At 78.3% G+C, this 13397-nt stretch carries 15 protein-coding genes; 6 read left to right on the plus strand and 9 right to left on the minus strand.

Annotated features, from left to right (window positions below; genetic code table 11):
- The first annotated feature begins 3 nt into the window (after positions 1-3).
- On the plus strand, positions 4-1248 hold the full coding sequence (locus EDC57_RS10750; protein ID WP_123401916.1) for an NnrS family protein: 1245 nt from the start codon (positions 4-6) through the stop codon (positions 1246-1248).
- Between the two features lie 5 nt (positions 1249-1253).
- Positions 1254-1712: a hypothetical protein gene (locus EDC57_RS10755; protein ID WP_123401917.1), complete on the plus strand. Its 459-nt coding sequence runs from the start codon at positions 1254-1256 to the stop codon at positions 1710-1712.
- A 3-nt stretch (positions 1713-1715) separates the two neighbouring features.
- Here EDC57_RS10755 and EDC57_RS10760 read toward each other — a convergent pair whose 3' ends face one another.
- Genes EDC57_RS10760 through EDC57_RS10795 form a run of 8 tightly spaced genes read right to left on the minus strand, consistent with a single transcriptional unit; the run spans position 1716 to position 9710 of the window.
- On the minus strand, positions 1716-2651 hold the full coding sequence (locus EDC57_RS10760; RefSeq protein WP_123401918.1) for a TonB family protein: 936 nt from the start codon (positions 2649-2651) through the stop codon (positions 1716-1718).
- On the minus strand, positions 2652-3128 hold the full coding sequence (locus EDC57_RS10765; RefSeq protein WP_211331986.1) for an ExbD/TolR family protein: 477 nt from the start codon (positions 3126-3128) through the stop codon (positions 2652-2654).
- Entirely contained in the window at positions 3125-3616 is a 492-nt protein-coding gene (locus EDC57_RS10770; protein WP_123401919.1) for an ExbD/TolR family protein, read from the minus strand. The genes EDC57_RS10765 and EDC57_RS10770 overlap by 4 nt, the downstream gene beginning before the upstream one ends.
- Entirely contained in the window at positions 3613-4290 is a 678-nt protein-coding gene (locus EDC57_RS10775) for a MotA/TolQ/ExbB proton channel family protein (protein ID WP_123401920.1), read from the minus strand. The genes EDC57_RS10770 and EDC57_RS10775 overlap by 4 nt, the downstream gene beginning before the upstream one ends.
- Positions 4291-4305: 15 nt before the next feature.
- On the minus strand, positions 4306-4557 hold the full coding sequence (locus EDC57_RS10780; RefSeq protein ID WP_123401921.1) for a hypothetical protein: 252 nt from the start codon (positions 4555-4557) through the stop codon (positions 4306-4308).
- Positions 4554-5192: a tetratricopeptide repeat protein gene (locus EDC57_RS10785; protein ID WP_170165121.1), complete on the minus strand. Its 639-nt coding sequence runs from the start codon at positions 5190-5192 to the stop codon at positions 4554-4556. Before EDC57_RS10785 ends, EDC57_RS10780 begins: the two co-directional genes overlap by 4 nt.
- Positions 5164-9225: a tetratricopeptide repeat protein gene (locus EDC57_RS10790; RefSeq protein WP_123401923.1), complete on the minus strand. Its 4062-nt coding sequence runs from the start codon at positions 9223-9225 to the stop codon at positions 5164-5166. The genes EDC57_RS10785 and EDC57_RS10790 overlap by 29 nt, the downstream gene beginning before the upstream one ends.
- Positions 9216-9710: a hypothetical protein gene (locus tag EDC57_RS10795; protein WP_123401924.1), complete on the minus strand. Its 495-nt coding sequence runs from the start codon at positions 9708-9710 to the stop codon at positions 9216-9218. Before EDC57_RS10795 ends, EDC57_RS10790 begins: the two co-directional genes overlap by 10 nt.
- 155 nt (positions 9711-9865) lie before the next feature.
- Between EDC57_RS10795 and EDC57_RS10800 the strand changes: the two genes are divergently transcribed.
- Positions 9866-10252, plus strand: a complete 387-nt coding sequence (locus tag EDC57_RS10800; protein WP_123401925.1) for a SirB2 family protein — start codon at positions 9866-9868, stop codon at positions 10250-10252.
- Here EDC57_RS10800 and EDC57_RS10805 read toward each other — a convergent pair.
- The gene (locus EDC57_RS10805) at positions 10224-10814 is read right to left on the minus strand and encodes a lamin tail domain-containing protein (RefSeq protein ID WP_170165122.1); all 591 of its coding nucleotides are present in this window, start codon (positions 10812-10814) and stop codon (positions 10224-10226) included. The genes EDC57_RS10800 and EDC57_RS10805 overlap by 29 nt on opposite strands.
- A gap of 111 nt (positions 10815-10925) precedes the next feature.
- Here EDC57_RS10805 and EDC57_RS10810 point away from each other — a divergent pair, with 111 nt between their 5' ends.
- The 3 genes from EDC57_RS10810 to EDC57_RS10820 all read left to right on the plus strand — a co-directional run bounded on the left by EDC57_RS10810 (position 10926) and on the right by EDC57_RS10820 (position 13369).
- Positions 10926-11432, plus strand: coding sequence for a gluconate 2-dehydrogenase subunit 3 family protein (locus EDC57_RS10810; RefSeq protein ID WP_170165123.1), 507 nt, complete (start codon positions 10926-10928; stop codon positions 11430-11432).
- Positions 11425-13065 carry an FAD-dependent oxidoreductase gene (locus EDC57_RS10815; protein WP_123401927.1) on the plus strand — a complete coding sequence of 547 codons (1641 nt, stop codon included), beginning with the start codon at positions 11425-11427 and terminating at the stop codon, positions 13063-13065. The genes EDC57_RS10810 and EDC57_RS10815 overlap by 8 nt, the downstream gene beginning before the upstream one ends.
- 145 nt (positions 13066-13210) lie before the next feature.
- A complete protein-coding gene (locus EDC57_RS10820; RefSeq protein ID WP_148051459.1) occupies positions 13211-13369 on the plus strand; it encodes a PEP-CTERM sorting domain-containing protein in 159 nt (52 codons plus the stop codon).
- The last annotated feature ends 28 nt before the right edge of the window (positions 13370-13397 follow it).

The following is a 13397-nucleotide window of genomic DNA, read 5'->3' on the forward strand; positions in this document are numbered from 1 at the left end:
TCCATGGGGGAACAGGAGACGGCAAGGCTCGAGCGGCTGCGGGCGGAGGGTCGGGTCTTCACCGCCGCGCCCCATCGCGTGATGTTCTTCGGCGGTGCCCTGCAGCTGGTGGCGGTGGCGGTTTGGTGGGCGGCGGAGCTCGCCGCCCGCGCCGCCGGCACCGCCCTGTGGGCGCCGGTGGCGCCGGCGGCGGTGCACGGGGCGCTCATGGTGCTGGGCCTCTTCCCGTTCTTCGTCTTCGGCTTCCTCATGACCACCTACCCGCGCTGGATGGGCGGGCGGCCGGTGCCGGTGGCCGCCTACGTCGGGGCCTTCGCGGCCATGGCGGCGGGGGTGGTGGCGGTCTACGCGGGCCTGCTGGCGCAGGCCGCGGCCGTGGTGGCGGCGGGCTTCGGCGGCCTCGCCCTCGGCTGGGCGGTGGCCCTGGCGGCGCTGTGGCGGGTCTTCCGCACCGCGCCGGCGCCCGACAAGCGCTACGAGCGCTGGCTCAACGCCGCCCTCGCGGCGGGGCTCGCGGCCTGCGCCGCGACCGCCGTGGCGGTGGCGGCGGGACGGGGCGGTCCGGCCCTGCTCGCGGTGCGGCTCGCCCTGTGGTGGTTCCTGCTGCCGGTGCTGGCCACGGTGGCCCACCGCATGATCCCGTTCTTCTCCGAATGCGCCCTGGAGGGCTATCGCGGCTACCGGCCGCGGTGGAGCCTGCCCGCGATCAACGTCGGGCTCGGCCTGCACGGGCTGCTGGAGCTTGCGGGCCGGGGGGCATCGACCTGGCTCCCGGACGCCCTGGTCGCGGCGGTGGCGCTGCATCACAGCCTGCGCTGGGGCCTGCGCCGGGCCCTCGAGGTGCGCCTGCTGGGGGTGCTGCACCTGGCCTACCTCGCCTTCGGCATCGGCATGGCCCTGGGGGCGGCGGACGGGCTTGCGCGGCTCGCCGGCACGGCGGGGCTCGGACGGGCGCCGCTGCACGTCGTCACGGTGGGCTTCGCCGCGGCCATGGTGATCGCCATGGCGACGCGGGTCAGCCGCGGTCACTCCGGGCGGCCGCTGGTGATGGACGGGCTCGAGTGGGCGGTCTTCTGGTCCTTCGAGGCGGCCATGGTGCTGCGCGTGGTCGGCGAGCTCGTGCCGGGGGCGGGCTGGGCCTCGCCCAACCTCGTCGCGGCGGGGGTGTGGACGCTGGCGGCGGCGGCGTGGGCGGGGCGCTACCTCCCCGTCTACCTCAGGCCGCGCCTCGACGGCCGTCCGGGGTGAGCGCCATGGACCTGGTGATCGCGCGCCTGGTGCACGTCCTCGCGGTGGTGCTCTGGATCGGAGGCGTGGGGCTGGTGGCGCTGGTGCTCCTGCCGCAGCTTCGCGCCGAGCCCGACGCCGCCGCCGCCTTCGCCCGCTTCCGCGACGTCGTACGCCGCTTCGCCGCGATCGCGCGCTGGCTCGTGGCCCTTGCCGGCATCGCCGGGCTGCACATGCTGGCGCGGCTCGACGCCTGGGGGCGCTTCGCCGTGCCGCGCTTCTGGTGGATGCACGCCATGGTGGCGCTGTGGACGGTATTCTTCCTGGTGCTCTTCGTCGCGCAGCCCCTCGCCGAGCGGCGCGACCCGGCGCCGGACGACCCGGCCCGGGCGCTGCGCCTTGCCCAGCGCGCCCATTGGGTCCTGCTGGCGGCGAGCCTCGTCACCGTGGCCGCGGCGGTGGCGGGGGCCCACGGGGGGCTCTGAGCCTCAGCCGCCGGGCAGGAAGTCGATGGAGAAGGTCCCCTGCCACGGGGCCACGTCCCGCGGCTCGAAGCGCAGCAGGCGCACACGGGCCACGAGGCGGTCGAGGAAGGCACGGTCGTCGATCTCGCTGGAGAGCACGCGGCAGGCGGTGACGGTGCCGTCGGGGGCGATGGCGAGCTCGAGGACGACGCGTCCGCGGATGCCGATGCGGCGTCGCTGGGCGCGCCGGTAGAGGGCGTCGAAGGCCGCCTTGTGGCGGTCGAAGACGAGCTGGATCTCCTCGCTGGTGCGGGCGGCGGCGCGGCGCTCGCGTGCCGCCGCGGCAAGCTCCGGGGCCTGCACCTCGCGCACGGCGCCGGCGGCGAGGGGGGCGCCGCCCACCGCGGCCCCCGGCGCGGCGACCCCGCCGCTGCCTTCGCCCGCGCGGGCGGTGAGCAGGCGCCGCCCGCCGGCCCCGGTCTCCGCCGCCTTGCGGGTGGGCCGCGTCCCGGCCAGGGCCTCGGTGGCGGGCAGCTCGCGCAGCGCCGCAAGCTCGCCGGCGAGCGCCAGCAGCCCGGCCTGCCGCGCCCGCTCGCGGGCGGCGGCGATCTCCTGCGACGGCGCCGGCCTGCGCTGCGGGGGCGGTTTCGGCGCCGCCCGCTTCTCGGGCCGCGGGGGCTTCTCGGGCTCGGGCTTTGGTTCCGGCTCCTCCCGCCGCTCCACCCGCGGTGGCGGCGGTGGCGGTGCGGCCCGGCGCTGCTCGACGAGACGGGCAAGCCGCGGCGGCACGCGCTCCAGCTCCTGGCGGCTGACCCTGGGCGGGGGCACGAGGAAGGTGAGCACCAGGCTCGCCGCGGTGAACAGGGTCAGGGTCGCGGCGAGGATGCGGCGGAAGCGGCGCCGCTCCTGCGGGTCCTCGCTCCACGGCAGCAGCGGCGGCGGCAGCGCGGCGGCGTCCATTCAGGAACGCCCCTCCCGGCGTACCACGGCCAGGGAGATGCGGGGATAGCCGGCCGCGCTCAGGGTCTGCATGACGCGCTGGAGGAGCGCGAAGGGGATGGTGCGGTCGCCCACCACGGTGGCCTCGCGCGCGGCCGGGGGCAGGCCGGAGCGGGCGGCCTGGTGGGCGAGCTCCTCGGCGAGCGGCGCGATGGGGCCGTCGGGCGGGATCGCCGCGACGCGCACCACGGGGCGGTCCTGGACGAGGATCGCCTCCGGCGTCACCGTCACCACCAGGGTCTGGCGCGGCGGGGTCTCGGCGCGCCCCGTGGGGAGGCGGACGGCGCGCCCCGGCGGCTGCACGTCGGAGGTGTTCACGAGGAGGAAGAACACCAGGATGGTGAAGATGTCCATGAGCGAGACCAGGTGCAGGCGCACCGGCGTGCCGCGGGCGTGGCGGCGGGCCATGCGGCGGGCGCGGCGGGATGCGGCGCTCATGGCGCCCCCTCCGGCGGCGCCTCGCCGAGGGCGACGTCGGGAAAGAGCAGCCCGCCGCCGCCCTCCGGCCCGAGGCGCACGGTGTCCATGACGTCCACCAGGGTCTGGTAGGCGATCTCGGGCTCGAGCAGGAGCGTGATCTCGCGCGCCTCGGGGAAGCGGGCCTTGATCTCGGCCAGCTTCGCGGCGAGGGCGCCGTAGTCGTAGCCCTCGTCGCGGCGCGGAAAGCGGGCGATGGGGCCGGTGGCGGCGTCGGCGAGGAGCAGGCCGGTGCGGCGCACGGTGAGCTCGAGGCGCAGGCGCGGCGGGTCCGCCGGCCGCGCCTGCTCGCTCTCCGGAAGGTGGAGCTCCATCACCGCGAGGTGGGAGAAGACCGCCGAGAGCAGGAGGAAGGGCACCAGCACCACCATCAGGTTCATGAAGGCGGTGACGTCGATCTCGGGCTCCGCACGCAGGCGGCGGCGCCGGGCCCTGAGCCGCGCGATCATGCCTGCGCGGGGGCCTCGGTGCCGGCGGGCGGCTCCGCCGCGGGCGGTGCGCCGCGCACGATGTTGACCAGCTTCACGGCCGCCATCTCGAGGCTGTCGATGATCTCGTGGGTGCGGCTCTGGATGACGGCGTGGGCGAGCAGGAGCGGGATCGCGGTCATGAGGCCGAAGGCGGTGGTGTTCATGGCCACCGAGATGCTGGTGGAGAGGAGCGCCGCCTTCTGGGTCGGGTCGGCGTTGGCGACCGCGGTGAAGGCCGAGATGAGGCCGAGGATGGTGCCGAGAAGCCCGAGGAGGGTGGCGATGTTGGCGAAGATGGCGATGTACTGGGTGCGCCGCTCGAGCCGCGGCACGATCTCCATCAGGCTCTCCTCCATCGCCGTCTCGAGGTCGTCGGCACGGCGCCCGCGCCCGACCCGGGCGAGGCCGTAGGCGAGCATCCTGCCGATGGTGCTCTCCGAGGTGCTGGCGAGCTCCAGGGCCTGGGGGAACCGGCCCTGGTGCAGGAGCGGCAGGATCTGGTCCCAGATCTTGCGGTTGCGCGCCCGCACGCGGCCCAGATAGATCCAGCGCTCGATGGTGATGGCCACGCCGAGGGCCAGCACCACCACGATCGGGTACATGAAGGGGCCGCCCTCCTGGAAGAAGCGGATCGCGGTCGCCAGCGGGTCCATGGCCGTCCTCCTCGCTCACTCACGCGGGGAAGCGGGGATTATAGGGGCTTGTCCGCCCTCGGCGGCGGGCGGCGGCACGGCGAGGGGGTCCGGCGGCGCCGGCAGCGGCGGCGGCTCGGCTGGCTGCGGTGCCCGCCACGGCAGCAGGTAGAGCACCCGCGGCAGCTCGCGGTCGCCGATCACGGCCATCCCCAGCTGCCCCTCGGGGAGGGTATCGCCGGCCGCGGCGCCAGCGAGCATCAGCAGCAGCGCGGCCGCCGCCCTCATCGGTCCCCTCCGCCGCGGTGGGCGGCGAGGGCCTCGGCCCATGCCGCCACCGTGGGGTCCCCGCCGGCGAGCTCGAGATAGCGGCGGTAGGCCTTCAGAGCTTCGTCCGGCCGGCCCAGGAAGAGCTCCTCGAGCACGCCGAGATTGTGGTGGGCGAGGGCGTAACGGCGGTCGGCGCGGATCGCCGCGCGGTAGGCCTTCTCGGCCTCGGCGAGGCGACCCTGCTCGCGCAGCAGCACGCCGCGGAGGTTGAGGGCCGGGGCCCAGCGGGGGGCGGCGGCGAGGGCCCGCTCCACCGCCGCCAAGGCGGCCTGCGGCTCGCCCGCGCGGCGCAGCAGCAGGGCGAGGTTGAGGTGCACCCCGGCGGGGGCGTCGGGGCGGGCGGCCAGGGCCTCGAGGATGGGGCGGGCGTCGTCGTCGTCGCCCGCCCTGAGCCGCGCCAGGGCCTCGGCGAAGCCGGCCTCCAGCGCCGCGCGGTCGGCCTGCGGCGCCGGCCCGGCAGGCTGCGGCTCGGGGGCGGGGCGGGATGGGGACGGCGCCGGCGGGGGTGCCGGCGGCTGCGCGGCGCAGCCCGCCAGCACCAGCACGGCCGCCGCCAGCAGCGGCTCAGGGCGTCGGATCCAGGACGTCCACATGGTGTTCCACCTTCTCGCGGCGGTCGTAGTGGGCGGGATCGAGGGCCCGCAGGGCCTCGAGGCTGGCCGCCACCCAGCGGTCCCAGACGCCCTCACGGGCACGCGCCAGGTTGGCGGCGTGGAGCTCGACGGCGCGGTCCTCGAACGGCAGCGCCTGCTCCTCGAGCAGCACCTCGTACTGCGCGCGCGCGAGCGCGTCGAGGCCGGCGGGGCGCTCGGAGGCCAGGACATCGGCGGCGAGGCGGCGGTAGAGCTCGCCCACGCGGTAGGCGGCCTCGGTCACCGCCCCCGCGACCCCGGTGCGGGCGGCGGTCTCGTAGTGGCGCACCGCCTCCTCCAGGGCCTCGCGCTTGCGGGCGAGGCTCGCGCGCAGGGGCAGGCGCAGGCGGACGGCCTCGAAGCGGGCGCGGGCGATGTCGCCCAGGGCCAGGGCCGCGCGGGCGGCGAGGGTGTGGGCGGCGTCGGAGGCACCCGCCGCCTCCCTGCGGTAGGCGGAGAGGAGGCGGCGCAGCCAGATCGCGCGGCGTTCCGCGTCGCCGGCCTCTGCGTAGAGCCCGGCGAGGCGCCACCGCGCCTCCAGGGCCTCGTCCAGCGGGCGCGGATGCCGCGCGACGTAGTCGCGCAGGACATCGATCGCCTCGCGCCGGGCGCCCGCGGCGGCGAGGAGCTCGGCGGCGTGCAGGCGCGCCGCCCGCGCCACCGCCTCGTCGCGGCTCGCGGCGGCCACGCGCAGGAGCTCGCGCGCGGCCTCGGTGCGGCGGCCGAGGTGCTCGTAGGCGAGGGCCAGCTTCTCCGGGACCCGCGCGGCCAGGGGGTGGTCGGGGCTGTCCGCGCGCAGGGCCTCCAGCGCCTCGGCCGCCTCGGGCCAGCGCTCGAGCCGGATGAGGAGGGCGGCGGCGTCGAAGCGCGCCGGCGCCTCGAGCCCGGAGTCCGGGAGCTCGCGCGCCACGCGCAGGAACGCCGCCGCGGCCTCGGCGAGGCGGCCGCCGTCGCGCAGCGCCTCGGCCTGGCGGTAGAGCGCCAGCGCCAGGCGCGCCCGCACCGCCCGGGCGGAGGGGTCGGCCTCGAGGGCGGCGCGCCAGGCCGCCTCGGCGCCGGCCCAGTCCCCGGTCCGCGCCCGCGTCTCGCCGATCACCGCCAGCCCGCGGGCGCGCAGCGGCGCGGGGGCGTCCAGGAGCCCGGCGGCGGCCGCCACCGCCTCGTCGTCGCGGCCCGACTCCAACAGCGCCTCGGCGAGCCGGGCGCGGACCTCGGCCTGCCGCGGCGCCTGCGGGAAGCGGTCGAGGAAGCGGCGGGCGTCGGCGACGAAGCGGGCGCGGCCGCGGTCCGAGTCCCGCAGCGGGCCGTCGAGGAGCGCAAGCGCCGTGTAGCCGGCGGCGGCGGCGTCGGCGTGGGGCGGATCCGCCCACGCCGCCGCCTCGTAGGCGGCGAGCGCCTCCCGGGTGCGCCCGGCGGCGCGCAGCAGCTCGCCGAGGAGGAAGCGGTGCGGTCCCCGCGCCTCCGCGGGCACCGCCTCGAGGAGGGCGCGGTAGCGGCGCTCCGCCTCGGCCGCCGGCGCCTCGCCGGCCTGGAAGGCGGCGTGGGCGCGCCGGGCCAGCGCCTCCAGGTGCGGGGCGATGGCGGCCCCGACGCGGCCGCGTGCGGTCTCGTCGAGGCCCGCCCAGAAGGGGCTGCCCGGGCCGTAGTCGGCGGCGAGGCGCTCCCGCGCCGGCCACAGCAGGCTGGGGAACCCCCCGGCGGCGTAGGCCTCGGCGGCGCGGGCGGCGAAGAGGGCCGCCTGCACATCCGCGGGGTGGCGGCGGCCGTAGGCGAGAAAGGCCTCGGCGGCGTCGACGAAGCGCTCCTTGCGCAGGTAGTGCTCGCCGAGGCCCTGGTAGAGCAGGGCCGCGAAGGGAAGCGGGCGGCGTCCGAGGGCGGCGTCGAGGACGCGGACGCCGCCCTGGTGGTCGAGGGCGAGGGCGAGCACGCCCAGGGTGTCCTCGAGGAGCTGGCGGCGCGGGCCCGAGGCGGCCTCGAGGCCGCCCGGCGGGAGCTCGGCGGCGAGCACGGCGAGGAAGTCGTCTTCGGCCTCCGCGTAGGCGCCCAGCTTGTAGCGCGACCAGCCGCGCTTGTAGCGGGCGTGGACCGCGAGCGGGCCGCTGCCGCCCTCGAGCGCGCGGCTGTAGGCGTCGGCGGCCTCCGCGTAGCGGCCGAGGGTGAAGCGGGTCTCGCCGAGACGGAACCAGATCTCGGTGGCGAGGGCCCCGTCGGCGTCCGCGGCCGCCGTCTCCAGGGCCCGGGCGGCGCCGGCGAGGTCGGCGGCGAGGTCGGCAGCGTGGGCCTGCTGGTAGCGCAGACGGGCGCGGCGCCCGGGGTCGGCCTCGGTGCCGGCGAGGCGCCCGTAGAGCGCGGCCGCCTCGGCGAGGGCGGGATCGACCCCGGGGAGCGGCCGGCCGGTGGTCTCCTGGGCCTCGCCGCTGGCGAGGAGGAGGGCGGCGAGGTGCTCGGCCGCGGCCGCGGCGGTGTCGGGCTCGGGCGCCGCGGCGAGCCGGCGCAGCGCGCGCGCGGCGCGGCCGAAGTCGAAGGGGGGCGGCGGCGCGTGCTGCGGGCGCAGGGCGAGCACCGCCGCGACGGTCTGCGCCTCGTGCGGCGGGAGGGTGCGGCCCGCCCCCGGCGCGGGGGCGGCGCGGGCGATGGCCCCGAGGCGGGCGGCGAGGCGGAGCTGCCCCCGGCGCAGGCGTGCGCGGCGCGCGTCCACCGCGGCGAGGACGGTCTGCGCCATCGCCTCCTCGAGGCGGGCCGCTTCCTGGCGCAGGCGCGCGGCCGCGGTCCGCGCCTCGTCGGCGAGGGCGGCGAGACGCGGGGCGAGGCCGCCGTAGGGCGGTCCGGCCTCGCCCTCCAGACGGGCCAGCGCCGCCTCGACCGCCGCGAGCTCGGCCTCGGCGGCCTCGTCGTCGCCGCGGCCTCGCCACCAGATCCCGCGCGCCCGCCGGCCGCCGACCGCTCGCACCAGCCCCAGGTACAGGCGGTGGAGCTCGGGCTCCGGGGGGCCGTCGAGGAGGGTGGCGAGGCGGGCATCCAGCGGGTGCTCCGGCAGCGGCAGCAGGGCGTGGCGGCGTGGCGCCAGGCGCCGCGCCGCCGCCGCCACCTCGCGCGGGCGGGCCTCCACCAGGGGTGCCGCGTGCGCGAGGCGGTCGGCGGCGGCCTCGAGCCGCACGGCCTCGGCGCGCAGCCGCGCCTGCAGCTCGCGGGCCGCGGCGAGGCGCGGGTCGCGGCAGGCCTCGGGGAGGGCGCCGCAGGCGGCGGCGAGCCGCTGCCCGGGCGGGCCTTGGGGTAGGGCCAGGGCGGTCTCGGCGGCCTCCAGGCGGCCGAGGGCGCGGGCGAGAAGGTCGGCGGCCGCGGCGGCGGCACCGTCGCGCAGCAGCGCCGCGGCGGCGCGCTCGGCGGCGCGGGCGGTTTCGCTGCCCGGCGTCCCCCGCAGGGCGAGGTGCATGCGCACCGCCAGCGCCGCCGCCGCCTCGCCCTGGGCATCGAGGGCGCGGGCGGCGAGGCGAAGCGCGGGCGGATCGGGCGGCAGCGGCCGCAGGCGGGCCAGGGCCTCGTCGGCGCGGCCCTGGCGCAGGGCGAGTTCGGCGGCGGCGAGGCCGAGGGACGGGGCGGGCGGCGGTGGCGCGCGGTCGAGGGCGGAGATCGCCTCCGCCGGGCGGCCGAGGCGGTGGAGGGCGATGGCGCGCAGCAGCGTGGCCTCCGGGCCCGGCGCCTGTGCGAGGTGGGCGAGGGCCGCCTCGGGGGCGCCGCGGGCGAGGGCGAGCCGGGCGTGCAGCTCCGGTGCGCCGGCGAGCCGCTGGAGGAGGCGTGCGGCGCCCTCGAGGTCGCCCGCGGCGAGCGCCGCGGCGGCGTCCAGACGGGGGGTGCCGGGCGGCGGGGGCGGCGGCTGCCGGCGCGCGCCGTGGGCGGCCAGGATCTCCGCTACCAGCGCCTCGGGCCCCGGCGCCGCCAGCGCCGTGCCCGCCAGGAGCAGGGCCGCGGCGGCGGCCCCGCGGCTCAGGGCCATGCCCGCACCTCGAGGTGGCGGATGCGGTCGCCGAGGATGGTGAGCTCGACGACCTTGGGGGCGGCCTCCTTGACCAGATCGTAGCGGGTGCCCTGCTCGTAGGCGTAGCCGTTGAGATCGCGGCCCCCCATGACGGCCTCGAGCCGGTATCGCCCCGGCGGCAGCCGGGCCGCCCAGAAGGGGAGAACGCCGTCGGAGAGGAGCGCACCGAGCTCATCCTGTCCAGGCCGGTGCTCGGCGACCACGCGCCCGTCCAGGCGCAGGATCACGGATTCGAGGACGAAGGGGGCGCCGAAGCGCATGGAGAGGAGGACGAGGACCCTGTCGCCGTCGGGGGCGAGGACCGCCTCCTCGGCGGCCCAGGCCTCGGTCAGGACCCGGCGGGTGTCCGACAGCGCCGCGCGCGCCGCCGCCGCGGCCTCGTCCAGGGGGTCGGCGCGGACGATCCCCGCCAGCAGGGCGGCGGCGAGCAGGACGTGACGCACGCTTCCTCCCTTTCCGGCGGCCCCTCCCCGGCCGTGCCCGCCGCCGCCTCCGCTGCGCCGGCTCCCGCCCCGGCCCGCCGGCCCGGGGAGCCGGGGCGGCGCCCGCCGCCCCGTGCCGCTATTCTACGGCACCGGTCCGTTCCCGAAGGTGGCCGATGGCGGCGTACTATGCCTGGATCAAGACGGTGCACGTGACCGCGGTGGCGGTGAGCCTGCTGCTCTTCCTGCTGCGCGGCTGGTGGGCGGTGACGGGCTCGCCGCGGGCGGCGAGCGTCTGGGCGCGCCGCGTGCCGCACTACAACGACGCCGTGCTCCTCGCGGCGGGGCTCGCCCTCGCGGCCATCCTGCACCAGTACCCGCTGGTGGACGCCTGGCTGACGGCGAAGCTGGCGGGGCTGCTGGCGCACATCGGCCTGGGCTGGATCGCGGTGCGCGGCCCCGGCTCCCGCCCGGTGCGGGCCGCCGCCTGGGCAGCCTCCATCGCGGCCTTCGGCTACGTGGCGGCGGTGGCCCTCACCCGCGATCCCTCGCCCTGGGCATGAGCAGCAGCCCCGTGGCGAGGAGCGCCCACGGCGGGGGCAGGGGCAGCGGCGCACCGCCCGGGGTCGCGCGGGTGGGGCGGAAGGGGCCGCCGGCGGCGGGGATGCGCGCCAGCGCAAGGTCCGCCACGGCGGGGTCGTCGCTGCCGATGGAGGCGAGGCCGGCGACGACGCCCTCCCACGCGACGGCATCGAGCACGAGGCCCGCGGCGACGAGGCGCGCCGCGTCCGGCCCGTTCTGGATGAGGTGGGTGGCGGGGCCGATGTCGAGGTCGCAGGTCGGCACCCTCGCCGGGTTGCCGCAGAGGACGAGGAAGCCGCCTGCGGCGATGGTGAGACCGTCGAGGGCGGCGCTGCGGTAGACGCTGCCGTCGGCGCCGTTGACGAGCTCGAGCACGTGGCCGTCCAGCGATGCGGCCGCGCCGTCGGGGTTGTGCAGCTCGATGAACTCGGCCTCGTCGGCGCCGGGCTGGTCGTAGTCGATCTCGCTGATGAGGACGGTGCCGGCGGCGGTGCGGGCGGCAAGGCCGAGGACGAGGGCGAGGGGCAGCAGGCTCCTGCGCATGGCGTTCTCCTCCCTGAGATCCGCAACGGGCGCACTGAATAAATCTAGCACGGATGCGCGCGCGTGGCAGGGTGCGCCGGGATGGGCTAAGCCATGGGGCATGGGGGCGTGATGCGCTGGACACGGCGGGGTCTGCTGAGGCTTGCGGCGGCGGGGCTTTCGGGCCTTGCCGGGGCGGCGGTGGGGCTGCGCCTCTGGCGCGCGCGGCCCTTGCGCGGGGCCGAGCGCGGCGTGCTCGATGCCGCGGTGGACGCCGTGGTGCCCGCCGACGAGGCGCCGGGGGCGCTGGATCTCGGGATCGCGGCCGCCCTCGCGGCCGAGGCCGAGGGGGATCCCCGCCTGCGCCGGCTGCTGCGCGAGGGTGTGCGGTGGCTCGAGCGGGAGGCCAGGTCGGTACACGGGCGGGGCTACGCCGCCCTCGGCGAGGAGGCGCGCACGGCGCTGCTCCTGGCCGCGGCGGGGCGGTCGGGTCCGCCGCGGCGCTTCTTCGAGACCCTGCGCCGGGAGGTCCTCGTGCGCTACTACGGCGATCCGGGGGTGTGGGCCGCGATCGGGTACCGGGGGCCGCCGCAGCCGCGGGGCTACCCCCGCTACTGGGCGCCGCCGGACGATGCCTGAGCCGGTGGACGTGGTGGTGGTGGGGGCGGGCGCCGGGGGCACCGCCTGCGCCTGGCGGCTCGCCAGCCGCGGCGCCTCGGTGATGGTGCTGGAGTCCGGCCCCGCCTACGATCCCGCGCGGGACTACCGGCTCCATCGCCCGGACTGGGAGCGGGTGGGCTTTCCCGAGAAGCGGCCGGGCCTGCCCTACACGGTGGCGCCGCTGCAGCCCCTGGATCCCGCCCACGACTCCCTGCGCTCCTGGAGCGCGGGGCTCGGGCGCATCAACCGCACCGGGCGCCGCCAGCCCGTGGGCTACCTGCACGTGCGCGGCGTCGGCGGGGCGACGCTCCACTTCACCGGCGAGGCCCACCGGCTGCACCCGGACGCCTTCCGCATCCGCAGCCTGCTCGGGGTGGGCGCCGACTGGCCGCTGGGGTACGAGGCCCTGGAGCCCTACTACGACGTGGCGGAACGGATCGTCGGGGTGGCGGGGACGGATCCGGACCCGCGCTGCCCCCGCTCGCGGCCCTACCCCTTCCCGCCCCATCCCGTGGGCTGGACGTCGCGCCCGGTGATCGCGGGGCTGCGCCGGCTGGGCCTCGGCTGGGCGCCGAACCCCCTCGCCGTGCTCCCGCAGCCGTGGGACGGGCGGCCCGCGTGCAACTACTGCGCGCAGTGCAACCGGGGCTGCCCGCGCCGCGACAAGGGCAGCGCCGACGTGACCTTCGCCCGGCGCGCCGCGGCCACGGGGCGCTGCCGCATCGTCACCGGGGCGACGGTGCTGCGCGTGCTGCCGGACCGCCGCGACCGCGTGCACGGGGTGGAGTACGCGGACGAGGCGGGCGGCCGGCACCGGGTGCGGGCGGGGGCGGTGGTGCTGGCGGCGGGGGCCGTGTTCACGCCGCGCCTGCTCCTCGTCTCCGGGCTCGGCAACGAGAGCGGCGAGGTGGGCCGCAACTTCATGGAGACCCTGTCCTGGACCTCGGCCGGGCTCCATCCGCGCCCCTTGCAGGCCCACCGCGGGCTGCCCCGGGAGGTGATCTGCTGGGACCGCAGCGCCCCGGACCCCGCCGCCCGGGTGCCGGGCGGGTTCCGCCTCGGCCCTGCCACCGCGGAGGCCGGCTACGCGGGGCCGGCGGGCCATGCCGTGCACCTCGTCGCCGGCATCGGCCGCGGCCACAAGCGCGCCATGCGCGAACGCTTCGGCCATGCCCTCGCGGTGGGCGCCATCGGCGAGTGCCTGCCCAACCCCGGCAGCTTCGTCGACCTCGACCCCGAGGTGCGCGACGCCCACGGCCTGCCGGTGGCGCGCATCCACAGCCGGCTCGATGCCGATGCCCTGGCGCGTCTTGCCGAGATGGCGGCGACGGTGCGCGCGGTCCTCGCCGCCGCGGGCGTCGAGGCGGTGGCCGCCGAGTTCGGCAGCCTCGATCTCTTCCAGAGCACCCACGTCTTCGGCACCTGCCGGATGGGGCGGGATCCGCGGACCTCGGTGGTGGACGACCAGGGGCGGAGTCACCGCTGGCGCAATCTCTGGATCGCCGACGCCAGCGTCTTCCCCTCCTCCGGCGGCGGCGAGGCCCCTTCCCTCACGGTGGAGGCGCTGGCCATCCGCACCGCCGACGCGATCCTCGCCGCGGCCCGCGGGTGACGGTGTCGGATTTTTTGACAACCGGCGCGCCGCGGCCTCCGCGGAGGCGTGCAACCCGTTGAAGGAGCCGGCGTTCCCTGTGCGGGCGCGGATCTTGCACGGGCACGGTGCCGGGCTCGGCCGGCGCCGTGAGGAGGAGATCGTCATGAAGGCACTGCTGTCGCTGCTGGCCGCGCTGGCGCCCTGGACCGTCTGGGCCGGCGCGGCCGGAGGGCCCACCGGGACCATCCCCGAGCCCTCCACCATCGCCCTGCTCGCGGCCGGGGCGGTCGGGGTCGCCCTCGCCGCCCGCAGGCGCCGCTGAGGCTGCTATCATGGGCCCCGCCTCATGC

Source organism: Inmirania thermothiophila, assembly GCF_003751635.1.
In the GTDB taxonomy this organism is placed as follows: Bacteria; Pseudomonadota; Gammaproteobacteria; order DSM-100275; family DSM-100275; genus Inmirania; species Inmirania thermothiophila.

What these genes read in the sequence shown, in the direction of transcription:
- EDC57_RS10815 (WP_123401927.1), top strand. Translation starts at nt 11,425, where the DNA reads ATGCCTGAGCCGGTGGACGTGGTGGTGGTGGGGGCGGGCGCCGGGGGC.
- EDC57_RS10805 (WP_170165122.1), bottom strand. Translation starts at nt 10,814, where the DNA reads ATGCGCAGGAGCCTGCTGCCCCTCGCCCTCGTCCTCGGCCTTGCCGCC.
- EDC57_RS10800 (WP_123401925.1), top strand. Translation starts at nt 9,866, where the DNA reads ATGGCGGCGTACTATGCCTGGATCAAGACGGTGCACGTGACCGCGGTG.
- EDC57_RS10790 (WP_123401923.1), bottom strand. Translation starts at nt 9,225, where the DNA reads ATGGCCCTGAGCCGCGGGGCCGCCGCCGCGGCCCTGCTCCTGGCGGGC.
- EDC57_RS10750 (WP_123401916.1), top strand. Translation starts at nt 4, where the DNA reads ATGGGGGAACAGGAGACGGCAAGGCTCGAGCGGCTGCGGGCGGAGGGT.
- EDC57_RS10755 (WP_123401917.1), top strand. Translation starts at nt 1,254, where the DNA reads ATGGACCTGGTGATCGCGCGCCTGGTGCACGTCCTCGCGGTGGTGCTC.
- EDC57_RS10785 (WP_170165121.1), bottom strand. Translation starts at nt 5,192, where the DNA reads ATGTGGACGTCCTGGATCCGACGCCCTGAGCCGCTGCTGGCGGCGGCC.
- EDC57_RS10765 (WP_211331986.1), bottom strand. Translation starts at nt 3,128, where the DNA reads ATGAGCGCCGCATCCCGCCGCGCCCGCCGCATGGCCCGCCGCCACGCC.
- EDC57_RS10820 (WP_148051459.1), top strand. Translation starts at nt 13,211, where the DNA reads ATGAAGGCACTGCTGTCGCTGCTGGCCGCGCTGGCGCCCTGGACCGTC.
- EDC57_RS10810 (WP_170165123.1), top strand. Translation starts at nt 10,926, where the DNA reads ATGCGCTGGACACGGCGGGGTCTGCTGAGGCTTGCGGCGGCGGGGCTT.
- EDC57_RS10780 (WP_123401921.1), bottom strand. Translation starts at nt 4,557, where the DNA reads ATGAGGGCGGCGGCCGCGCTGCTGCTGATGCTCGCTGGCGCCGCGGCC.
- EDC57_RS10760 (WP_123401918.1), bottom strand. Translation starts at nt 2,651, where the DNA reads ATGGACGCCGCCGCGCTGCCGCCGCCGCTGCTGCCGTGGAGCGAGGAC.
- EDC57_RS10775 (WP_123401920.1), bottom strand. Translation starts at nt 4,290, where the DNA reads ATGGACCCGCTGGCGACCGCGATCCGCTTCTTCCAGGAGGGCGGCCCC.
- EDC57_RS10770 (WP_123401919.1), bottom strand. Translation starts at nt 3,616, where the DNA reads ATGATCGCGCGGCTCAGGGCCCGGCGCCGCCGCCTGCGTGCGGAGCCC.